The organism is Pseudomonas sp. zfem005 (assembly GCF_032621735.1).
GTDB lineage: Bacteria > Pseudomonadota > Gammaproteobacteria > Pseudomonadales > Pseudomonadaceae > Metapseudomonas > Metapseudomonas solani.
Genome location: NZ_JAVYJE010000001.1, coordinates 746964 through 767525, shown reverse-complemented (window position 1 = coordinate 767525; position 20562 = coordinate 746964). Strand labels below are relative to the sequence as shown.

Below are 20562 nucleotides of genomic sequence, written 5' to 3'. Positions count from 1 at the left end.
ATAGCAAGACGCCCCACTGAGGGGGCGTCTTGTTCAACGGATTACAGCGTGATTATCAGGCCGCTGCTTTCTTCGTCGCTGCTTCGATCTTGCGGGTAATGTACCACTGCTGGGCGATGGACAAGCAGTTGTTGACCACCCAGTAAACCACCAGGCCGGCAGGGAACCAGAGGAAGAAGAAGGTGAAGATGATCGGCATCAGCTTCAGCACCTTGGCCTGCATGGGATCCGGCGGCGTCGGGTTCAGCTGCTGCTGGATGAACATGGTGGCGCCCATGATGATCGGCAGGATGAAGAACGGATCCTTGATCGACAGGTCGGTGATCCAGAACATCCATGGGGCCTGGCGCATCTCGACGCTTTCCAGGAGTACCCAGTAGAGGGCGAGGAAGACCGGCATCTGCACTAGGATCGGCAGGCAGCCACCGAGCGGGTTGATCTTCTCCTTCTTGTACAGCTCCATCATCGCCTGGGACATCTTCTGGCGATCGTCACCGAACTGTTCCTTCAGCGCCTGCAGCTTCGGCGACACGGCGCGCATGCGGGCCATGGACTTGTAGCTGGCAGCGGAGAGGGGGAAGAAGGCGAGCTTGATCAGCACGGTCAGGGCGATGATCGACCAGCCCCAGTTGCCGAGGATGCTGTGGATATGTTGCAGCAGCCAGAAGATCGGCTGGGCGATGAACCACAGGAAGCCGTAGTCGACGGTCAGTTCCAGGCCCGGGGACAGTTCCTTCAGGTGATCCTGGACCTTCGGACCGGCATACAGGGTGGCCGAGGTTTCCGCCTGGGCACCGGCAGATACTGCCAGGCTGGAGCCGACGAAGCCGACGATGTAGTTGCCTTTCGGATCCTTGCGGGTCTGGATGACGTTGGTCTGGCCCTTGTCGGCGACCCAGGCGGTGACGAAGTAGTGCTGCAGCCAGGCGACCCAGCCACCGCTCACGCTTTCCTTGAACCAGGCGTCAGGATTGCCTTCGCGGCGCTTCTCGTCCTGCTTGTCGATGTCCTTGGTGGAAATCTTCTTGTAGGGCTCGCTGGGGGTCCAGACGGCGGCGCCGAGGTAGGTCGAAACGCCAGTCGCGGTGCTGGAGGACGGGTCGGCGCTGCCGTCGCGCTTGAGCTGCGCGTACATGCTGCCGTTCCAGGCCTGGGCGCTCTGGTTATCGATGCGGTAGGCGACCTGCAGGTCGTACTTGCCGCGGGTCAGGGTGAAGCGCTTGATGTAGTTGACGCCGTTTTCGCTGAAGGTCAGCTCGACCACCAGCCGGTCCTGGCCGTCTTCCAGCTTGTACTGGCGCTGAGTGGCACTGTAGAGCGGGCGGCCGGTGGGGCGCGCATCGGGACCGTTGGTGCCGATCAGGCCGCTCTGGGCCTGGTACAGACGCTCGTTACCGTTGTCGAAGAGCTGGAAGGGGACATCCGGGCGATCCTGGCGACGGGGGTACTTCGGCAGGGTCAGTTGGACGATGTCACCGCCGTTGGGGTCGATGGCCAGGTTGAGCACGTCGGTTTCGACGCGGATCAGCTCGTTGCTCGGCGCTACCTGAGCAGCGGCAGGTGCGCTGTGCTCGGTATTGTCGGCGGTCGGGACGTCGTCATTGGCGGCTTGCTGAGTCGGAGTCGCGGAGTCAGGCAGCGTCGCGGTGTTGGCGGCGGGTGCGCTGGCGGTCGGCAAGGCGGCCTGGCCGTAGTCCTGGTTCCATTGGAGAACCATCAGATAGGACACGATTGCCAGGGCGACGATCAGGATCGAGCGTTGAATATCCATGATTACTCGGCCATCGAAGAGGATTGGGAGGTTTTTACGGGCGGAACCGGGTCGTAGCCGCCGGGATTCCAGGGATGACAGCGGCCCAGCCGACGCGCAGTCAGCCAGCCACCGCGCAGGAGACCATGGTTTTCGATGGCCTCCAGCGCGTAGCAGGAACAGCTGGGATAGAAGCGACAGTGACTGGCCATCAGCGGGCTGATGGCATAGCGGTAGAACTGGATCGGTACGAGGGCCAGTTTACGCATGGGGACTGTCGGCCACCCCTGATTCGGTCGGGGATTCAGGGCGAGGCCGGCTGCGGGCTAGACGCTTCCAGAGCTTTTCGAACTGATGCTTCAGTTCTGCGTTCTCCAGATCACCCAGGCCTTTTTTCGCCACGATCACAATGTCCCAGCCGGCCAGCAACTCGAGGTTGTGGCGGAAGGTTTCTCTGATCTGGCGTTTGAGGCGGTTGCGTTCGACTGAAAGCTTGACGCTCTTCTTGCCGATCACCAAGCCGAGGCGGGGATGATCCAGAGCGTTGTCGCGCGCGAGCAGCAGGACGTTCTTGCCGGGAACCTTGCCGGTTGGGGAGTCGAAGACTGCCTTGAATTGCCGGGGGACCAGCAGACGCTTCTCCCGGCCGAAGCCTCGACTCACCACCTGTTCCGGGTGAATCAGACAGTCAGACGCTTGCGGCCCTTGGCGCGGCGACGCGACAGGACTGCACGGCCGTTCTTGGTAGCCATGCGGGCACGGAAACCGTGAACACGAGCGCGCTTGATGGTGCTGGGTTGGAAAGTGCGTTTCATGATGCTTTACCTGGGTGATCACAACGGGCCGACGTGGCCCCCGTTTAAAGAGACCGGCGATTCTAGAGAAATGGCGCGTGCAGGTCAATTTCCAACCAACCTGTTCCGATCAAAAGAATAAGAAAGGAAGAAGTACTTAAGAAAGGCTTGTTTTGTTTATAACTCTTGGTGGCATCAGGTCCTGTGGAAAACTGCCTCTGAGCTGCGGTAGGCGAAGGCTTGACCAAAGGATAAGCCTGTCCGAAAGCGGTGCCCTGGCTGTGCGCGGTCTGGGGGCAAGCTGGGGATTAAAGTACGAGTTGCCCACAGGGCGGTTGTCCACCGTGTTCCGGGTGGGGTTGTCCAGAGGGTTATTGTGTGGTTATCCACAAACTTCCTGAGCGTTGCTCCTGGATTGGAGATATCCAATAACATCTTGATTTTCCTTGGTGAAACGCCGTTCTTCATGTGGATAACTTTGTCCACGGCAGCTACAATGACGCCTGTTTTTTCGCGTCGTACTCCTTTCCGTTTGGGGGATATCCGTGTCAGTGGAACTTTGGCAGCAGTGCGTCGAGCTACTGCGTGACGAGCTGCCCGCCCAGCAATTCAACACCTGGATCCGCCCGTTGCAGGTCGAGGCCGAGGGAGACGAGCTCCGTGTCTACGCGCCCAACCGTTTCGTGCTGGATTGGGTCAATGAAAAGTACATGGGCCGCCTTCTCGAACTGCTCGGCGAGCGCGGCAACGGACTCGCCCCAGCCCTTTCCTTATTAATAGGCAGCAAACGCAGCATGCCGCCGCGTGTCGCGCCGCTGCCGATTACGGCTCCGCCTGTGATGACCGCACCCCCGGTTGCGCCTGTCGCTGCGCAGCGCGTGGAAACGGTGCAGGACTCCCGGGGCGGCTTCGATCCCCTGGCGTCGGTCTCAGCGCCACAGGCTGTGCGCACCGAGCGTTCGGTCCAGGTCGAAGGTGCGCTCAAGCACACCAGTTACCTGAACCGCACCTTCACCTTCGAGAACTTCGTCGAGGGCAAGTCCAACCAGCTGGCCCGCGCGGCTGCCTGGCAGGTGGCGGACAACCCCAAGCATGGTTATAACCCGCTGTTCCTCTATGGCGGTGTGGGCCTGGGTAAAACCCACCTGATGCATGCGGTGGGCAACCACCTGCTGAAGAAGAACCCCAACGCCAAGATCGTCTACCTGCACTCCGAGCGTTTCGTGGCAGACATGGTCAAGGCGTTGCAGCTGAACGCGATCAACGAGTTCAAGCGCTTCTATCGCTCGGTGGACGCCCTGCTGATCGACGACATCCAGTTCTTCGCGCGCAAGGAACGCTCCCAGGAAGAGTTCTTCCACACCTTCAACGCCCTTCTTGAAGGCGGCCAACAGGTGATCCTCACCAGCGACCGTTACCCGAAAGAGATCGAGGGCCTGGAAGAGCGCCTCAAGTCCCGCTTCGGCTGGGGCCTGACGGTCGCCGTGGAACCGCCGGAGCTGGAGACCCGCGTCGCCATTCTGATGAAGAAGGCCGAGCAGGCGAAGGTCGACCTGCCCCACGATGCCGCGTTCTTCATCGCCCAGCGCATTCGTTCCAACGTGCGTGAGTTGGAAGGCGCTCTGAAGCGGGTGATTGCCCACGCCCACTTCATGGGACGCGACATCACCATCGAGCTTATCCGTGAGTCGCTGAAGGACCTGCTGGCCCTGCAGGACAAGCTGGTCAGCATCGATAACATTCAGCGCACCGTGGTCGAGTACTACAAGATCAAGATCTCCGACATGCTTTCCAAGCGCCGTTCGCGCTCGGTTGCGCGTCCGCGCCAGGTGGCCATGGCTCTTTCCAAGGAGCTGACCAACCACAGCCTTCCGGAGATCGGCGACGCCTTTGGCGGAAGAGACCACACCACAGTTCTGCACGCCTGTCGTAAGATTGCGGAACTCAGGGAATCCGACGCGGATATCCGCGAGGACTACAAGAACCTGCTGCGTACGCTCACCACTTGATAGCTCAAGCGCAGCCCATTGAGGCAAGGGACTAGACCATGCATTTCACCATTCAACGCGAAGCCCTGTTGAAACCCCTGCAACTGGTCGCCGGCGTCGTCGAGCGCCGCCAGACCTTGCCGGTTCTCTCCAACGTTCTTCTGGTCGTGGAAGGCCAGCAGCTGTCGCTCACCGGTACCGACCTCGAAGTCGAACTGGTTGGCCGCGTAGCCCTGGAAGAGACCGCCGAGCCTGGCGAGATCACCGTTCCGGCACGCAAGCTGATGGATATCTGCAAGAGCCTGCCGAGCGATGCGCTGATCGACATCCGCGTGGATGAGCAGAAGCTGCTGATCAAGGCCGGCCGCAGCAAGTTCACCCTGTCGACGCTGCCTGCCAATGACTTCCCCACCGTCGAGGAAGGCCCGGGTTCGCTGACCTTCAGCCTGGTGCAAAGCAAGCTGCGTCGCCTCATCGAACGCACCAGCTTCGCCATGGCCCAGCAGGATGTCCGCTATTACCTGAACGGCATGCTGCTGGAAGTCAGCGCCAACCTGCTGCGCGCCGTCGCCACCGATGGCCACCGCCTGGCCATGTGCTCCATGGAATCCGGTATCGAGCAGGCTGATCGTCATCAGGTGATCGTGCCGCGCAAAGGCATTCTCGAACTGGCTCGTCTGCTCACCGAGCAGGACGGCGAAGTGCGCATCGTCCTTGGCCAGCACCACATCCGTGCGACCACCGGCGAGTTCACCTTCACCTCCAAGCTGGTGGACGGCAAGTTCCCGGATTACGAGCGCGTCCTTCCCCGTGGCGGCGACAAGCTGGTAGTGGGTGATCGTCAGGCCCTGCGTGAAGCCTTCAGCCGAACTGCGATTCTTTCCAACGAGAAGTACCGCGGTATCCGTCTGCAATTGGCTGCCAGCCTGCTGAAAATCCAGGCCAACAACCCGGAGCAGGAAGAGGCCGAGGAAGAAGTCGCCGTCGAGTACAACGGCAGCAACCTGGAAATCGGCTTCAACGTCAGCTACCTGCTGGACGTGCTGGGCGTGATGACCACTGATCAAGTACGTCTGATCCTCTCCGATTCCAACAGCAGCGCCCTGCTCCAGGAAGCGGACAACGACGACTCTGCCTACGTCGTTATGCCGATGCGCCTGTAACCACTCGATGTCCCTCAGCCGCGTCACTGTCACCGCGGTGCGTAACCTGCACCCGGTGACACTCTCCCCCTCTCCCCGCATCAACATCATTCACGGCGCCAACGGCAGCGGTAAAACCAGCGTGCTCGAGGCCATCTATCTCCTCGGCCTTGCCCGCTCCTTCCGCAGCACCAAACTGCAACCGGTCATCCAGTACGAGCAGCCTGCCTGCACGGTATTCGGCCAGGTTGAATTGCTCGAAGGGCGTAGCAGCAGCCTGGGGATTTCACGCGATCGCCAAGGCGAGTTCCAGATCCGTATCGATGGACAGAATGCGCGCAGTGCCGCGCAGCTCGCCGAAACGCTGCCGCTGCAGGTAATCAACCCGGACAGTTTCCGTTTGCTCGAAGGCGCCCCGAAGATCAGGAGACAGTTCCTCGATTGGGGAGTGTTCCACGTGGAACCTCGATTTCTGCCTGCTTGGCAGCGCCTGCAGAAGGCCCTGAGACAGCGGAACTCGTGGCTCCGGCATGGTACACTTGACGCCGTTTCGCAAGCGGCTTGGGACCGGGAACTGTGCTTGGCCAGCGATGAAATCGACGGTTATCGACGGGCCTATATTCAGGCCCTGAAGCCTGTTTTCGAACGCACCCTGGGTGAGTTGGTCGAACTCGATGCGCTCAGCCTGAGCTACTACCGAGGCTGGGATAAAGATCGCCAGCTTTCCGACGTACTCGCCTCTTCCCTCCTCCGGGACCAGCAAATGGGACACACCCAATCTGGCCCCCAACGAGCCGATTTGCGACTGCGCCTTGGAGCGCATAACGCGGCCGATATCCTTTCGCGTGGTCAGCAGAAGCTGGTCGTCTGTGCGCTACGAATCGCGCAGGGGCACCTGTTGAACCAGGCCAAGCACGGCCAATGTATCTATCTGGTGGACGACCTACCGTCTGAACTGGATGAGCAGCATCGGCGCGCACTGTGCCGCTTGCTGGACGATTTGGATTGCCAGGTGTTCATCACCTGTGTCGATCACGAACTAATGAGGGACGGCTGGCGAACGGATACGCCGGTAGCCATGTTCCACGTGGAACATGGTGGTATCACCCAGACCTTTGATCATCGGAGTGAAGCATGAGCGAGAACAATACGTACGACTCTTCCAGCATTAAGGTGCTGAAGGGACTGGACGCCGTACGCAAGCGCCCCGGCATGTACATCGGCGATACCGATGATGGTACCGGCCTGCACCACATGGTGTTCGAGGTCGTCGATAACTCCATCGACGAAGCGCTGGCGGGCTATTGCTCCGAGATCAGCATCACCATCCACACCGATGAGTCCATCACCGTTCGCGACAACGGCCGTGGCATTCCGGTGGACATCCACAAGGAAGAAGGCGTCTCCGCTGCCGAAGTCATCATGACCGTGCTCCACGCCGGCGGTAAATTCGACGACAACACCTACAAGGTTTCCGGCGGTCTGCACGGTGTGGGTGTATCGGTGGTGAACGCCCTCTCCGAAGAGCTGCGCCTTACCATTCGCCGCGCGGGCCAGGTCTGGGAACAGATCTACCACCACGGCGTGCCGCAGTACCCCCTGCGCCCGGTCGGTGAGACCGATGGCACCGGCACTGAAGTGCACTTCAAGGCTTCCGGCCAGACCTTCAACAACATCCATTTCAGCTGGGACATCCTGGCCAAGCGCCTGCGCGAGCTCTCCTTCCTCAATTCCGGCGTGGGCATCGTCCTGCGTGACGAGCGCTCCGGCAAGGAAGAGCTGTTCAAGTACGAAGGTGGCCTGAAGGCGTTCGTCGATTATCTGAACACCAACAAGACCGTGGTGAACCAGATTTTCCACTTCAACATGCAGCGCGAAGAAGACGGCGTGGGCGTGGAAGTGGCCCTGCAGTGGAACGACAGCTTCAACGAGCACATCCTCTGCTTCACCAACAACATCCCCCAGCGCGACGGCGGCACCCACCTTGCCGGCTTCCGCTCGGCGCTGACGCGTAACCTGAACAACTACATCGAGCAGGAAGGCCTGGCGAAGAAATTCAAAATCGCCACCACCGGTGACGATGCCCGTGAAGGCCTCACCGCCATCATCTCGGTCAAGGTTCCGGACCCGAAATTCAGCTCCCAGACCAAGGACAAGCTGGTCTCCAGCGAAGTCAAAACTGCGGTCGAGCAGGAGATGGGCAAGTACTTCGCCGACTTCCTGCTAGAGAACCCCAACGAAGCCAAGGCCGTCGTCGGCAAGATGATCGACGCCGCCCGTGCCCGTGAAGCCGCGCGCAAGGCCCGTGAGATGACCCGCCGTAAAGGCGCCCTGGACATCGCCGGCCTGCCCGGCAAGCTTGCCGACTGCCAGGAGAAGGACCCTGCCCTCTCCGAACTCTACATAGTGGAGGGTGACTCCGCGGGCGGTTCTGCGAAGCAGGGCCGTAACCGCAGGACCCAGGCGATCCTGCCGCTTAAGGGCAAGATCCTCAACGTTGAGAAGGCTCGCTTCGACAAGATGCTGTCGTCGCAGGAAGTCGGCACCCTGATCACCGCGCTCGGCTGCGGTATCGGGCGTGAGGAATACAACATCGACAAACTGCGTTATCACAACATCATCATCATGACGGACGCCGACGTCGACGGCTCGCACATCCGTACCCTGCTGCTGACCTTCTTCTTCCGCCAGATGCCCGAGCTGATCGAGCGCGGCTACATCTACATCGCCCAGCCGCCGCTCTACAAGGTGAAGCGTGGCAAGCAGGAGCAGTACATCAAGGACGACGAGGCCATGGATGAATACATGACCCAGTCGGCCCTGGAAGACGCCAGCGTGCACGTCAACGAGAGCGCCCCCGGCCTCTCCGGCGAGGCCCTGGAGCGCCTGGTCAACGAGTACCGTGCGGTGATGCGCACCCTCAAGCGCCTGTCGCGCCTGTACCCGCAGGAGCTCACCGAGCACATGATCTACCTGCCCCGCGTAAGCGTGGAGCAGCTGGCCGACCAGGCCGCCATGCAGAGCTGGCTGGAAGGCTTCCAGGCGCGCCTGAGCGCGTCCGAGAAGTCCGGGCTGACCTACTCCGCCAGCCTGCGTGAAGACCGCGAGCGTCACCTCTGGCTGCCCGAGGTGGAGCAGGTCGCCCATGGCCTGTCCCACTACATCACCTTTAACCGCGACTTCTTCGCCAGCAACGACTACAAGCTGGTAACCGCCCTGGGCGACCAGCTGAACAACCTGCTGGAAGAAGATGCCTTCGTGCAGCGTGGCGAGCGCCGCAAGGCCATCACCAGCTTCAAGGAAGCCCTGAGCTGGCTGATGACCGAAAGCACCAAGCGCCACACCATCCAGCGATACAAAGGGCTGGGTGAGATGAACCCGGAGCAGCTGTGGGAAACCACCATGGACCCGAACGTGCGCCGCATGCTCAAGGTCACCATCGAGGACGCCATCGGCGCCGACCAGATCTTCAACACCCTGATGGGTGATGCGGTCGAACCCCGTCGTGACTTCATCGAAAGCAATGCCCTGGCGGTATCCAACCTCGACGTTTGAGTCGAGGACGGATCGCAAGGAAAAGCCCCGGCATGCCGGGGCTTTTTATTGGAATGGAGAACACGATGAGTGACGAAGAAAAACCGGTGCCGAGCGACGAGGAAATCTCCGCCTACATGATGCGCCTGGTGCGTTCCGGAAGGGTCAAGGCGACGGTGCTGGTGGTGCAGACGGAGAAGGAATTTCCTATGGCGGGCAGGGATAGGATCATCCGCTGCTTCAACGCGCTGGACTCCAAGTACCTCAAGGGATAGCACCAACGGAAAGAAGCTTATGCACTTTTTCCCAGTTTTCCCCAGCCTGGCTGAAAGCCTCTCAGATCAAGGCCTCCAGCGCTTCCAATGGCACAAAGCCGGCATTTCATGCACAGCTTATCCACAGATTCAGGCTTGGCTGGAAATGGGCTCTTGCAGCGGCTGCTGCAGGCCTTCGATTTCGCGCTGGGTTTGCTCGACCCAGGCGTGGGCGCGGTCGTTGAGTTCGGCGATGGCGCGGGGGCCGCTGCCCTCGGCGAACATCAGCGGGCCGATGACCACCTGGATGGTGCCGGGGCGCTTGCCCCAGCCTTCCTTGGGCCAGAAGCTGCCCGCGTTGTGGGCGATGGGCAGCACCGGCATCCCGGCGTTTACCGCCAGCGCCGTGCCACCCCGGGAGAACTTGCCCATCTGCCCCACTGGCACGCGGGTGCCCTCGGGGAAGACCAGCACCCAGGCGCCCTGCTTGAGGCGCTCGTCGCCTTGCTTGGCCAGCTGCTTGAGCGCCGCCTTGGGGTTGTTACGGTCGATGGCGATGGGCTTGAGCAGCGCCATGGCCCAGCCGAAGAAGGGCACGAACAGCAGCTCGCGCTTCACCACCTGGCTCAGGGGCTCGAAGAAGCCGGAGAGGAAGAAGGTCTCCCAGGTGCTCTGGTGCTTGGCCAGGATCACGCAGGGCTCGGCGGGGATGTTGTCCAGCCCGTGCACTTCATAGCGCACACCGGCAACCGTCTTCGCCAGCCAGGTGGCGAAGCGGCACCAACGCCAGACGACGAAGCGGTAGCGGGCGCGGAACGGCAGGAAGGGGGCGATGAAGAAGCTCAGCGTGCCCCAGACGAAGGCGCTGGACGACAGCAGCAGGTAGAAGAAGAAGGTTCTGATTGCCTGCACTGTCGTCATGGTGTCCTTGGCCTTAGTTGAGAAGGTGCGCGGCGATGGCCGCCAGATCGTCGAATAAAAGCGTATTCCCGGGCAAACCCTTCGCCAGGGTGATCTCGCCCTTGCCGGTCCTAACCAGAACGGGCTGACAATCGACGGCCTGAGCCGCTTCCAGGTCACCACTGCTGTCGCCAACGAACCACACGCCGACCAGAGGTACGCCGTAGTGCGCGGCGATCTGCTTCAGCATGCCGGGTTTCGGTTTGCGGCAATCGCAGCCGTCATTCGGGCCGTGGGGGCAATGCACGATCAGCCCCACCTCCCCGCCCTGCTCCGCCACCAGCTCGCGCAGGCGCGCATGCATGGCATCGAGGGTTTCCAGGGGGTAGTAGCCGCGGGCGACGCCGGACTGGTTGGTGGCCACGGCCACGGTCCAGCCTGCGCGGGACAGCTGCGCAATGGCTTCGATCGAGCCCGGGATGGGGATCCATTCTTCAACGGACTTGATGTACGCGTCGGAGTCCTGGTTGATGACACCGTCGCGGTCGAGGATGAGTAATTTCATGGCTTCAGCTTGAAGCTAGAAGCCGGAAGCTGGAAGCGAAACCATTGCCGCTTCAGGCTTCCAGCTTCAGGCTCTCTTACCCCAATACCGAGATATCGGCGACGCCGAGGAACAGGCCGCGCAGCTTCGCCAGCAGGGCGTAGCGGTTGGCGCGGACGGCGGCGTCTTCGGCATTGACCAGCACTGCTTCGAAGAAGGCGTCGACCGGCTCACGCAGGCTTGCCAGATGGGCCAGGGCTTCGCTGTAGCAGCGTGCGGCGGCCATGGGCTGTACCGCGCGCTCGGCGGCCGCTACGGCCTCGGCAAGGGCCTTCTCGGCGGCTTCCTGCAGCAGGGTCGCATCGACGCTCTCCGGCACGGCGCTTTCGGCCTTGCCCAGCAGGTTGGAGACCCGCTTGTTGGCGGCGGCCAGGGCGGCGGCTTCCGGCAGCTTGCGGAAGGCCTGGACGGCCTGCACGCGCTGGTCGAAGTCCAGGGCCGAGGTGGGTTGCAGTGCACGCACCGAGAGGTACACGGCGACGTCCACGCCTTCGTCTTCATAGCGCGCGCGCAGGCGGTCGAAGATGAAGTCCTGCACCTGTGCGGACAAGCCTTCGGCCTTCACCTTGGCGCCGTACTGGGCGATGGCGAAGTCGACGGCGCCGGCGAGGTCCAGGTCGAGCTGCTTCTCGATGAGGATGCGCAGCACGCCCAAGGCCTGGCGACGCAAGGCGAAGGGGTCCTTGCTGCCGGTGGGCAGCATGCCGATGCCGAAGATCCCCACCAGGGTATCCAGCTTGTCGGCCACGGCCACGGCTGCACCGGTCAGGGTCTGCGGCAGTTCGGCGCCGGCACCGCGCGGCATGTACTGCTCGTTCAGGGCCTGGGCGACGTCTTCCGCTTCACCGTCGTTCTTGGCGTAGTAGTAGCCGGCGATGCCTTGCATCTCCGGGAACTCGCCGACCATCTCGGTGGCCAGGTCGCACTTGGCGAGGATGCCGGCGCGGGCGGCTTTCACCGGGTCGGCGCCAACCTGCTCGGCGACGTAGGCGGCCAGGGCGGAAATGCGCTCGGCCTTCTCGAACACGGTGCCGAGCTGGGCCTGGAACACCACGTTCTTCAGGCGCTCGTTGAAGGTTTCCAGCTTCTGCTTCTTGTCCTGCTTGAAGAAGAATTCGGCGTCGGTGAGGCGCGGGCGTACCACTTTCTCGTTGCCCGAGACGATCTGCACCGGGTCCTTGCTCTCGACGTTGGCCACGGTGATGAAGCGCGGCAGCAGCTTGCCGTTGGCATCCAGCAGGCAGAAGTACTTCTGGTTGTCCTGCATGGTGGTGATCAGCGCTTCCTGCGGCACCTCGAGGAAGCGTTCCTCGAAGGAGCACACCAGGGGTACCGGCCACTCCACCAGCGCGGTGACTTCGTCCAGCAGGTCGGCAGGCACCACGGCACTGCCCTTCTGCTCGGCGGCCAGCTCGGCGACGCGGCGGGAGATGATCTCGCGGCGCTCGGCGAAGTCGGCCAGCACGTGGGCGGCGCGCAGGTCGTCCAGGTAGCTGGCGGGGCTGCCGATGCGGACGTGTTCAGGGTGGTGGAAGCGATGGCCACGGGTTTCGCGGCCGGACTTCTGGGCGAGGATCTCGCAGTCGACCACCTCGTCGCCGAAGAGCATCACCAGCCACTGGGTGGGGCGCACGAACTCTTCACGACGTGCCGCCCAGCGCATGCGCTTGGGAATCGGCAGGGCGGCCAGGGAGGCTTCGACGATACCGGCCAGCAGGCCGGCGGCGGCCTGGCCGGGGATGGTCTGGCTGAATTTCAGCTTGGGGCCGCTCTTGTCGATCTGCTCGAGGTCGACGCCGCACTTCTTGGCGAAGCCGAGGGCGGCCTGGGTCGGGTTGCCGGCGGCATCGAAGGCGGCCTGCAGCGGCGGGCCGTCGAGGTTGACGCTGCGGTCGGGCTGCTGGGTGGCCAGCTGCTCGATCTGCACCGCCAGGCGACGCGGGGCGGCGTAGACGCGGGCGGCGCCGTGGCTCAGGCCGGCGTTCTTGAGGCCGCCGAGGATGCCGGCGAGGAAGGCGTCACCGAGGGTTTTGAGGGCCTTGGGTGGCAGCTCTTCGGTGCCCAGTTCGACGAGGAAATCTTGTGCACTCATTCTGCCGCCTCCAGCTTGGCCAGTACTTCGTCACGCAGTTCGGGGGTGGCCATGGGGAAGCCCAGGCGCGCGCGCGCCTGCAGGTAGCTCTGGGCCACGGCGCGGGCCAGGGTGCGCACACGCAGGATGTAACGCTGGCGCTCGGTCACCGAGATGGCGCGGCGGGCATCCAGCAGGTTGAAGGTGTGGGAAGCCTTGAGCACCATCTCGTAGGTCGGCAGCGGCAGCTGCAGCTCGATCAGGCGATTGGCCTCGCTCTCGTAGAAGTCGAACAGCTCGAACAGCTTCGGCACGTTGGCGTGCTCGAAGTTGAAGGTGGATTGCTCCACCTCGTTCTGGTGGAACACGTCGCCATAGGTGACCACGCCGAAGGGGCCGTCGGTCCACACCAGGTCATAGACCGAGTCCACGCCCTGCAGGTACATGGCCAGGCGTTCCAGGCCATAGGTGATCTCGCCGGTCACCGGGTAGCACTCGATGCCACCGACCTGCTGGAAGTAGGTGAACTGGGTGACTTCCATGCCGTTCAGCCAGATTTCCCAACCCAGGCCCCAGGCGCCGAGGGTGGGGGATTCCCAGTTGTCCTCGACGAAGCGGATGTCGTGCACCAGCGGATCGATGCCGATGCGCTTGAGCGAACCCAGGTACAGCTCCTGGAAGTTCTCCGGGTTGGGCTTGAGGACCACCTGGAACTGGTAGTAGTGCTGCAGGCGGTTGGGGTTCTCGCCATAGCGACCGTCAGTGGGGCGACGGCTGGGCTGCACATAGGCAGCGTTCCAGGTTTCCGGGCCGATGGCCCGCAGGAAGGTAGCGGTGTGGAAGGTGCCGGCGCCAACTTCCATATCGTAGGGCTGCAGCACCACGCAACCCTGCTCCGCCCAGTACTGCTGGAGGACGAGGATCAGGTCTTGGAAGGTGCGCACGGCAGGCGTAGTCTGGCTCACGAAATTTACCTGTGCTGAGGCTGCGACAAAGCCGGGGAGTATACCCGATCGAATCCCGCCGAACCCAGCAGCCACAGGCGTCTCGCTGATTTCCCCGGAGGCGGCCCGCCTCTCCTTCCGGCCGTCGGTTTGCGGCTCTCGCATTACTGGTTTTTTATACAGCCTGGTGCGTATAGTGCGCCTTTCCCCGTTCCAGGAAGGACCCCCCATGCCCCGCTGCTTCTGGTGCAACGACGACCCGCTCTACATCGACTACCACGACACTGAATGGGGCGTGCCCCAGCGTGACCCGCAGGGGCTCTTCGAGATGCTGCTGCTGGAAGGCTTCCAGGCCGGGCTGTCGTGGATCACCGTGCTGAGGAAGCGCGAGCGCTACCGCGAGGTGATGTTCGGCTTCGACGCCCAGCGCCTGGCGCGCATGAGCGACGAGGAGATCGAGGAACGCATGCAGGACCCGGGCATCATCCGCAACCTCGCCAAGCTAAAGGCCGCGCGGCAGAACGCCCAGGCCTGGCTGCGCCTGGAAGACCCGGTGAAGCTGCTCTGGTCCTTCGTCGGCGGGGTGCCGCGCATCAATCACTTCGTCGGGCGTGGCGAGGTGCCGGCGGTCACGCCCGAGGCCGAAGCCATGAGCAAGGCGCTGAAGAAGGCCGGCTTCACCTTCGTCGGCCCGACCATCTGCTATGCCTTCATGCAGGCCTGCGGCATGGTCATGGACCACACCACCGACTGCGATCGCTACCCGGCGCTGAAGGGCTGACGTCTCCGTCGAGACCAATTGGTCATCGACGCTGGCGCGCGGCTGGTTAGAATACGCGCCTCGTCGATTGCTGGAGTTGCCCGTGGAGAAGTTCAAAGGCGCGCTGGTCGTGGGATTCCTGCGGCTCTTCGCCCTCCTGCCCTGGGGCGTGGTCCAGCGCCTGGGCGCCGCCATCGGCTGGCTGATGTGGCGCCTGCCCAACCGCTCGCGCGAGGTGGTGCGCATCAACCTGTCCAAGTGCTTCCCCGAGCTGAACGCGGCCGAGCTGGACGAGCGCACCCGCTTGAGCCTGATGGACATCGGCCGCACCCTGACCGAAAGCGCCTGTGCCTGGATCTGGCCGGCGCAGAAATCCATCGGCCTGGTGCGCGAGGTGGAGGGCCTGGAGGTGCTGCGCGAGGCGCTGGCCAGCGGCAAGGGCGTGGTGGGCATCACCAGCCACCTGGGCAACTGGGAAGTGCTCAACCACTTCTATTGCGACCAGTGCAAACCGATCATCTTCTACCGCCCGCCGAAGCTGAAGGCGGTGGACGAGCTGCTGCGCAAGCAGCGCGTGCAGCTGGGCAACCGTGTGGCCCCTTCCACCCGTGAAGGCATCCTCAGCGTCATCAAGGAAGTGCGCAAGGGCGGTGCCGTGGGCATTCCGGCCGACCCCGAGCCGAGCCTTTCCAGCGGCCTGTTCGTGCCCTTCCTGGGCACCACCGCGCTGACCAGCAAGTTCGTCCACGGCATGCTTTCCGGCGGCAAGGCCCGCGGGGTGTTCCTGCATGCGCTGCGCCTGCCCGATGGCTCCGGCTTCAAGGTGATCCTCGAGGCCGCGCCCGAGGCCATGTACAGCGAGGACGTCGAGACCTCGGTCGCCGCGATGAGCGCTGTGGTCGAGCGCTACGTGCGCACCTACCCGACCCAGTACATGTGGAGCATGAAGCGCTTCAAGAAGCGCCCCGAAGGGGAGAAACGCTGGTATTGAGGCGCCTTATGGCGCCTTTTTTCCGTCGCCGCTGTGATTTAGGCTATTAACGGCACACCAAGGCTGAGGATGGCGAACAGACGATGTCGAACCAGCGGCAGTACCCGCGCACTCCGATGAAGTGCCGGATCAAGATCAGTCACGAAAGCTTCGGCGAAATACTCGCCCAGACCCGCGACCTCTCCGATGGTGGTGTCTACGTGCGCCACCCCGATCTCGTCGCCCTGCCCCTGGGTACCATCGTCACTGGCCAGGTCCAGGACCTGCCCTTCGAGGCGCCGGTCTTGCAGATGGAGATCATGCGCGCGGATGTCGAAGGCGTCGGCCTGCGCTTCATCGATCGCTGACTCAGCCGTCGCCCTCGGCGCCCATCAGCACCAGGGATTCGCAGCCTTCACGGCGACAACCCCAGCGGTATTCCTCCCGGGTCGGCCCGTCACCACGCCAGGTGGTGGCCGTGGCCGCCGCGTTGATGCGGAAGTTCCACACCTGGCCACGCCCGTCATGCACCCGGCCCTCTATGCTGCAGGGCAGCCAGGCGAACTGGTGATGCAGGACCACGCCATCGAGCAGCTCGCCAAGGGTGAAGAAACGCTCGACCTGGGCCTTCGACATCGACCAGCCCGCGCAGGCTTCGGCCGTGGCCCTGTCGGTGTTGGTCACGCCTTCGAACAGCGGGCGCGAGGCTTCGAGCAGGGTATAGGGCCCATTGGGCTCGGCGGCGCCGGCCGGCAGCGCCAGGGTCGTGGCCAGCGCGAAGGGCACGAGGCGGCTCATGGCGGCGCTCAACGGGGCGCTGCCTGGCGGTCGAGACGCTTGAGGAACACCGTCATCTCCTTCTCCGCCTGCTTGTCGCCCTGGGCCTCGGCCGCTTGCAGTCCCTGGGTCCAGGCCTGACGTGCCCCCTCGTCGTCCCCTGCCTGTTGCAGGGCCTTGCCGAGCAGCTTCCAGGCCGCCGAGTACTTGGCGTCGAAGGCCACGCAGGCCTTCAGGTGCTCGGCGGCCCGGGCAGCGTCGCCCTGGTCGAGGTAGCCCTTGCCGAGGCCGAAGCGCAGCAGCGAATTGTCGTTGCCCTTGGCGAGCATCTTCTCCAGTCCTTCGAGCATTTCCCCTCCTTCCCTTGTTCGTGCGCCTTTAGAAGAACGTCAGCCCGACCTGGAACAGGCGCTCGGCATCACGGATGTACTTCTTGTCGACGAGGAACAGGATCACGTGGTCGCCGGACTCGATCACCGTGTCGTCGTGGGCGATCAGCACCTCGTCGTTGCGGATGATGGCGCCGATGGTGGTGCCCGGCGGCAGGGCGATGTCCTCGATCATGCGGCCCACCACCTTGCTCGACTTGGCGTCGCCGTGGGCGATGGCCTCGATGGCTTCCGCCGCGCCCCGGCGCAGGGAGTGCACGCTGACGATGTCGCCGCGGCGCACGTGGGTCAGCAGGGTGCCGATGGTGGCCAGCTGCGGGCTGATGGCGATGTCGATATCGCCGCCCTGCACCAGATCGACGTAGGCGGGGTTGTTGATGATGGTCATCACCTTGCGCGCGCCCAGGCGCTTGGCCAGCAGCGAGGACATGATGTTGGCCTCGTCGTCGTTGGTCAGCGCCAGGAAGATGTCGGCATCGTTGATGTTCTCTTCCACCAGCAGGTCGCGGTCGGAGGCGCTGCCCTGCAGCACCACGGTGCTGTCGAGGGTGTCGGAGAGGTAGCGGCAGCGGGCCGGGTTCATCTCGATGATCTTCACCTGGTAGCGGCTCTCGATGGCCTCCGCCAGGCGCTCGCCGATGTGGCCGCCACCGGCGATGACCACCCGCTTGTAGCTGTCCTCGAGGCGGCGCATCTCGCTCATCACGGCGCGGATGTGCGCCTTGGCGGCGATGAAGAAGACCTCGTCGTCGGCCTCGATCACCGTATCGCCCTGGGGCGTGATCGGCCGGTTGCGGCGGAAGATCGCGGCAACGCGGGTGTCGACGTTGGGCATGTGCTGGCGCAACTGGCGCAGCTCCTGCCCCACCAGCGGGCCGCCGTAGTAGGCCTTGACGCCCACCAGTTGGGCCTTGCCCTCGGCGAAGTCGATCACCTGCAGTGCGCCGGGGTATTCGATCAGGCGCTTGATGTAGTTGGTGACCACCTGCTCGGGACTGATCAGCACGTCGACCGGGATGGCCTCGTTGTCGAACAGCCCGGCGCGGGTCAGGTAGGCCGCCTCGCGCACGCGGGCGATCTTGGTCGGCGTATGGAACAGGGTGTAGGCGACCTGGCAGGCCACCATGTTCACCTCGTCGCTGTTGGTTACCGCCACCAGCATGTCGGCGTCGTCGGCGCCGGCCTGGCGCAGCACGGTGGGGAAGGAACCCCGCCCCTGTACGGTGCGGATGTCGAGGCGGTCGCCGAGGTCGCGCAGGCGGTCGCCGTCGGTGTCCACCACCGTGATGTCGTTGGCTTCGCCGGAGAGGTGTTCGGCGAGCGTGCCGCCGACCTGTCCCGCACCGAGGATGATGATCTTCACTGATCGCTCCGTTAGCCGCGTGGTGAGGCGGCGATTTTTATCAGCTTGGCATAGTAGAAGCCGTCGTGGCCGTCTTCCCGGGCCAGCAACTGGCGCCCGTGGGGCTGCTTGAGGCCGAAGGTGCCGGCGATGTCCAGTTCGCGCGCGCCAGGGGTGCGGGCGAGGAAGGCGGCGATGTTCTCGCTGTTCTCCATCGGCAGCGTGGAGCAGGTGGCGTAGACGAGGATGCCGCCGACCTCCAGGGTCGGCCAGAGGGCATCGAGCAGCTCGCCCTGCAGCTGCGCCAGGGCGGGGATGTCCTCGGCCTGGCGGGTCAGCTTGATGTCTGGGTGGCGGCGGATCACGCCGGTGGCCGAGCAGGGCGCGTCCAGGAGGATGCGCTGGAACGGCTTGCCGTCCCACCAGGCAGCGGTATCGCGACCATCGGCAGCGATCAGCGTGGCGTGCAGGCCGAGGCGCTGGAGGTTTTCGCGCACCCGTACCAGGCGGCTCTCTTCCAGGTCCACGGCCACCACGTCGGCCAGGCCGGGCTCGGCCTCCAGCAGGTGACAGGTCTTGCCGCCAGGGGCGCAGCAGGCGTCGAGCACGCGCTGGCCGGGGGCGAGTTCGAGCAGGTCGGCGGCCAGCTGCGCGGCTTCGTCCTGCACGCTGACGCGGCCGTCGGCGAAGCCGGGCAGGGTCTTCACGTCACGGGCTTCGAGCAGGCGGATGCCGTCGCGGCTGAACGCGCAGGGCTCGGCCTCGATGCCGGCCTGGCGCAGTTCGGCGAGGTAGGCGTCGCGCTCGCCGTGACGGCGGTTGACCCGCAGGATCAGCGGCGGATGGGCGTTGTTGGCGGCGCAGATCGCTTCCCAGTGTTCGGGCCAGGCCGCCTTGAGCGCCTTCTGCAGCCAGCGTGGGTGGGCGGTGCGCACCATGGGGTCGCGCTCCAGCTCGGCGAAGATCGCCTCGCCGTCACGTTGGGCATTACGCAGCACGGCATTGAGCAGGCCCTTGGCCCAGGGCTTCTTCAACTTCTCGGCGGCACCCACGGTTTCACCGATGGCGGCGTGGGCGGGGATGCGGCTGTAGAACAGTTGATAAAGGCCGACCAGCAGCAACGCCTCCACATCCTTGTCGGCGCTCTTGAACGGCTTCTGCAGCAGGCGCTCGGCCAGGGCCGAGAGGCGGGGCTGCCAACGGGCGGCGCCGAAGGCGAGGTCCTGGGCAAGGCCACGGTCGCGCGGGTCTACCCTTTCCAGCTGTGCGGGCAGGCTGCCGCCCAGCGAGGCCTTGCCGGAGAGGACGGCGGTCAGCGCGCGGGCGGCGGCGAGACGCGGATTCATGCGCCGAGTACCAGGCCGGCGGCGAACTGCTCGCGGCGGCTGTTGAACAGGTCGGCGAAACTCAGTGGCTTGCCGCCGGGCAGTTGCAGGCGGGTCAAGCGCAGGGCACCACTGCCGCAGGCCACGGTCAGGCCGTCCTTGCTGGCGGCGAGGATCTGCCCCGGCTGGCCCTGGCCTTCGCCGAGCTGGGCCGCCAGTACCTTCAGCGGCTCGCCGCCGAGGGTGCTGTGGCAGATCGGCCAGGGGTTGAAGGCGCGCACCAGGCGCTCCAGCTCATCGGCCGGGCGGCTCCAGTCGATGCGGGCTTCGTCCTTGTTCAACTTGTGCGCATAGGTGGCCAGGGCATCGTCCTGCACCTCGCCCACCAGGGTGCCGGCGGCGAGTTGCCCGATGGCCTGCACCACGGCCTGCGGGCCGAGGGCGGCGAGGCGGTCGTGGAGGCTGCCGCCGGTGTCGTCGGCGGTGATCGGGGTGACGACCTTGAGCAGCATCGGCCCGGTGTCCAGGCCCGCTTCCATCTGCATCACGGTGACGCCGCTCTCGGCATCGCCGGCCTGCACCGCACGCTGGATCGGCGCGGCGCCACGCCAGCGCGGCAGCAGCGAGGCATGGCTGTTGATGCAGCCGAGGCGCGGGGTGTCGAGCACCACCTGGGGCAGGATCAGGCCGTAGGCGACCACCACCATCAGGTCGGCACCGAGGGCCTTGAGCTCGGCCTGGGCATCGGCGTCACGCAGGGTCGGCGGCTGCATCACGGGGATGCCGTGCTGCAGGGCGAGTTGCTTGACCGGGCTCGGCATCAGCTTCTGGCCACGGCCTGCCGGGCGATCCGGCTGGGTGTAGACGGCGACGATACTGTGCGGCGTGTCGAGCAGGGCCTTGAGGTGCTCGGCGGCGAACTCCGGGGTGCCGGCGAAGACGAGGCGCAGTGCTTGGGTCATGCGGGGCTCACTTGGTCACTCTGAAAAAGAAAAAGGCTTGCCGGAGCAAGCCTTTG

Annotated in this window: 21 protein-coding genes; 8 read left to right on the top strand and 13 right to left on the bottom strand. The window is 64.1% G+C overall.

The window, feature by feature from the left end:
• Positions 1-55: 55 nt before the first annotated feature.
• The 4 genes from yidC to rpmH are packed head-to-tail and all read right to left on the bottom strand — an operon-like array spanning position 56 to position 2565.
• Positions 56-1771: a membrane protein insertase YidC gene (yidC, locus tag RTW82_RS03600; protein ID WP_316924265.1), complete on the bottom strand. Its 1716-nt coding sequence runs from the start codon at positions 1769-1771 to the stop codon at positions 56-58.
• Positions 1772-1773: 2 nt separating this feature from the next.
• Positions 1774-2019: a membrane protein insertion efficiency factor YidD gene (yidD, locus tag RTW82_RS03595; RefSeq protein WP_021217138.1), complete on the bottom strand. Its 246-nt coding sequence runs from the start codon at positions 2017-2019 to the stop codon at positions 1774-1776.
• A complete protein-coding gene (rnpA, locus tag RTW82_RS03590; RefSeq protein WP_043241807.1) occupies positions 2012-2416 on the bottom strand; it encodes a ribonuclease P protein component in 405 nt (134 codons plus the stop codon). The genes yidD and rnpA overlap by 8 nt, the downstream gene beginning before the upstream one ends.
• A 14-nt stretch (positions 2417-2430) precedes the next feature.
• Entirely contained in the window at positions 2431-2565 is a 135-nt protein-coding gene (gene rpmH, locus RTW82_RS03585) for a 50S ribosomal protein L34 (protein ID WP_021217136.1), read from the bottom strand.
• Between the two features lie 524 nt (positions 2566-3089).
• Between rpmH and dnaA the strand changes: the two genes are divergently transcribed.
• The 5 genes from dnaA to RTW82_RS03560 all read left to right on the top strand — a co-directional run bounded on the left by dnaA (position 3090) and on the right by RTW82_RS03560 (position 9483).
• Positions 3090-4553: a chromosomal replication initiator protein DnaA gene (gene dnaA / locus RTW82_RS03580; RefSeq protein WP_031286948.1), complete on the top strand. Its 1464-nt coding sequence runs from the start codon at positions 3090-3092 to the stop codon at positions 4551-4553.
• A gap of 38 nt (positions 4554-4591) precedes the next feature.
• Positions 4592-5695: a DNA polymerase III subunit beta gene (dnaN, locus tag RTW82_RS03575; RefSeq protein WP_263400189.1), complete on the top strand. Its 1104-nt coding sequence runs from the start codon at positions 4592-4594 to the stop codon at positions 5693-5695.
• 7 nt (positions 5696-5702) lie between these two features.
• The gene (gene recF / locus RTW82_RS03570) at positions 5703-6812 is read left to right on the top strand and encodes a DNA replication/repair protein RecF (protein WP_316924264.1); all 1110 of its coding nucleotides are present in this window, start codon (positions 5703-5705) and stop codon (positions 6810-6812) included.
• Positions 6809-9229: a DNA topoisomerase (ATP-hydrolyzing) subunit B gene (gyrB, locus tag RTW82_RS03565; protein WP_316924263.1), complete on the top strand. Its 2421-nt coding sequence runs from the start codon at positions 6809-6811 to the stop codon at positions 9227-9229. Before recF ends, gyrB begins: the two co-directional genes overlap by 4 nt.
• Before the next feature lie 65 nt (positions 9230-9294).
• Positions 9295-9483: a hypothetical protein gene (locus RTW82_RS03560; RefSeq protein ID WP_316924262.1), complete on the top strand. Its 189-nt coding sequence runs from the start codon at positions 9295-9297 to the stop codon at positions 9481-9483.
• 129 nt (positions 9484-9612) lie between these two features.
• Here RTW82_RS03560 and RTW82_RS03555 read toward each other — a convergent pair whose 3' ends face one another.
• The 4 genes from RTW82_RS03555 to glyQ all read right to left on the bottom strand — a co-directional run bounded on the left by RTW82_RS03555 (position 9613) and on the right by glyQ (position 14002).
• A complete protein-coding gene (locus RTW82_RS03555; RefSeq protein ID WP_316924261.1) occupies positions 9613-10383 on the bottom strand; it encodes a lysophospholipid acyltransferase family protein in 771 nt (256 codons plus the stop codon).
• A 13-nt stretch (positions 10384-10396) separates the two neighbouring features.
• On the bottom strand, positions 10397-10927 hold the full coding sequence (gene gmhB, locus RTW82_RS03550) for a D-glycero-beta-D-manno-heptose 1,7-bisphosphate 7-phosphatase (protein ID WP_021219943.1): 531 nt from the start codon (positions 10925-10927) through the stop codon (positions 10397-10399).
• 76 nt (positions 10928-11003) lie between these two features.
• Positions 11004-13058 (bottom strand): glycine--tRNA ligase subunit beta, encoded by a 2055-nt coding sequence (glyS, locus tag RTW82_RS03545; RefSeq protein ID WP_265170156.1) that lies wholly within the window; start codon positions 13056-13058, stop codon positions 11004-11006.
• The gene (glyQ, locus tag RTW82_RS03540) at positions 13055-14002 is read right to left on the bottom strand and encodes a glycine--tRNA ligase subunit alpha (protein ID WP_031287876.1); all 948 of its coding nucleotides are present in this window, start codon (positions 14000-14002) and stop codon (positions 13055-13057) included. The genes glyS and glyQ overlap by 4 nt, the downstream gene beginning before the upstream one ends.
• Before the next feature lie 208 nt (positions 14003-14210).
• On the opposite strand from glyQ, the gene RTW82_RS03535 reads away from it, so the two are divergent.
• The 3 genes from RTW82_RS03535 to RTW82_RS03525 all read left to right on the top strand — a co-directional run bounded on the left by RTW82_RS03535 (position 14211) and on the right by RTW82_RS03525 (position 16079).
• Entirely contained in the window at positions 14211-14762 is a 552-nt protein-coding gene (locus RTW82_RS03535) for a DNA-3-methyladenine glycosylase I (RefSeq protein WP_316924260.1), read from the top strand.
• Between the two features lie 82 nt (positions 14763-14844).
• Complete coding sequence (locus RTW82_RS03530; protein ID WP_316924259.1) at positions 14845-15732, top strand: lysophospholipid acyltransferase; 888 nt, start codon at positions 14845-14847, stop codon at positions 15730-15732.
• An 83-nt stretch (positions 15733-15815) separates the two neighbouring features.
• Positions 15816-16079 (top strand): PilZ domain-containing protein, encoded by a 264-nt coding sequence (locus RTW82_RS03525; protein ID WP_021219938.1) that lies wholly within the window; start codon positions 15816-15818, stop codon positions 16077-16079.
• A 1-nt stretch (position 16080) separates the two neighbouring features.
• On the opposite strand, the gene RTW82_RS03520 is transcribed toward RTW82_RS03525, so the two are convergent.
• The 5 genes from RTW82_RS03520 to fmt are packed head-to-tail and all read right to left on the bottom strand — an operon-like array spanning position 16081 to position 20506.
• Entirely contained in the window at positions 16081-16509 is a 429-nt protein-coding gene (locus RTW82_RS03520; RefSeq protein WP_052351279.1) for a hypothetical protein, read from the bottom strand.
• An 8-nt stretch (positions 16510-16517) separates the two neighbouring features.
• Positions 16518-16838, bottom strand: coding sequence for a tetratricopeptide repeat protein (locus tag RTW82_RS03515; RefSeq protein ID WP_316924258.1), 321 nt, complete (start codon positions 16836-16838; stop codon positions 16518-16520).
• 28 nt (positions 16839-16866) lie between these two features.
• Complete coding sequence (trkA, locus tag RTW82_RS03510) at positions 16867-18240, bottom strand: Trk system potassium transporter TrkA (protein ID WP_021219935.1); 1374 nt, start codon at positions 18238-18240, stop codon at positions 16867-16869.
• A gap of 11 nt (positions 18241-18251) precedes the next feature.
• Positions 18252-19565: a 16S rRNA (cytosine(967)-C(5))-methyltransferase RsmB gene (gene rsmB, locus RTW82_RS03505; protein ID WP_316924257.1), complete on the bottom strand. Its 1314-nt coding sequence runs from the start codon at positions 19563-19565 to the stop codon at positions 18252-18254.
• Positions 19562-20506 (bottom strand): methionyl-tRNA formyltransferase, encoded by a 945-nt coding sequence (fmt, locus tag RTW82_RS03500; protein ID WP_265170159.1) that lies wholly within the window; start codon positions 20504-20506, stop codon positions 19562-19564. The genes rsmB and fmt overlap by 4 nt, the downstream gene beginning before the upstream one ends.
• Positions 20507-20562: the final 56 nt, after the last annotated feature.

Bases quoted from the DNA above. Each gene is read 5' to 3' on its own strand.
- yidC (WP_316924265.1), bottom strand. From the start codon at position 1,771: ATGGATATTCAACGCTCGATCCTGATCGTCGCCCTGGCAATCGTGTCC.
- yidD (WP_021217138.1), bottom strand. From the start codon at position 2,019: ATGCGTAAACTGGCCCTCGTACCGATCCAGTTCTACCGCTATGCCATC.
- rpmH (WP_021217136.1), bottom strand. From the start codon at position 2,565: ATGAAACGCACTTTCCAACCCAGCACCATCAAGCGCGCTCGTGTTCAC.
- dnaN (WP_263400189.1), top strand. From the start codon at position 4,592: ATGCATTTCACCATTCAACGCGAAGCCCTGTTGAAACCCCTGCAACTG.
- recF (WP_316924264.1), top strand. From the start codon at position 5,703: ATGTCCCTCAGCCGCGTCACTGTCACCGCGGTGCGTAACCTGCACCCG.
- gyrB (WP_316924263.1), top strand. From the start codon at position 6,809: ATGAGCGAGAACAATACGTACGACTCTTCCAGCATTAAGGTGCTGAAG.
- RTW82_RS03560 (WP_316924262.1), top strand. From the start codon at position 9,295: ATGAGTGACGAAGAAAAACCGGTGCCGAGCGACGAGGAAATCTCCGCC.
- RTW82_RS03555 (WP_316924261.1), bottom strand. From the start codon at position 10,383: ATGACGACAGTGCAGGCAATCAGAACCTTCTTCTTCTACCTGCTGCTG.
- gmhB (WP_021219943.1), bottom strand. From the start codon at position 10,927: ATGAAATTACTCATCCTCGACCGCGACGGTGTCATCAACCAGGACTCC.
- glyS (WP_265170156.1), bottom strand. From the start codon at position 13,058: ATGAGTGCACAAGATTTCCTCGTCGAACTGGGCACCGAAGAGCTGCCA.
- RTW82_RS03535 (WP_316924260.1), top strand. From the start codon at position 14,211: ATGCCCCGCTGCTTCTGGTGCAACGACGACCCGCTCTACATCGACTAC.
- RTW82_RS03525 (WP_021219938.1), top strand. From the start codon at position 15,816: ATGTCGAACCAGCGGCAGTACCCGCGCACTCCGATGAAGTGCCGGATC.
- RTW82_RS03520 (WP_052351279.1), bottom strand. From the start codon at position 16,509: ATGAGCCGCCTCGTGCCCTTCGCGCTGGCCACGACCCTGGCGCTGCCG.
- RTW82_RS03515 (WP_316924258.1), bottom strand. From the start codon at position 16,838: ATGCTCGAAGGACTGGAGAAGATGCTCGCCAAGGGCAACGACAATTCG.
- rsmB (WP_316924257.1), bottom strand. From the start codon at position 19,565: ATGAATCCGCGTCTCGCCGCCGCCCGCGCGCTGACCGCCGTCCTCTCC.
- fmt (WP_265170159.1), bottom strand. From the start codon at position 20,506: ATGACCCAAGCACTGCGCCTCGTCTTCGCCGGCACCCCGGAGTTCGCC.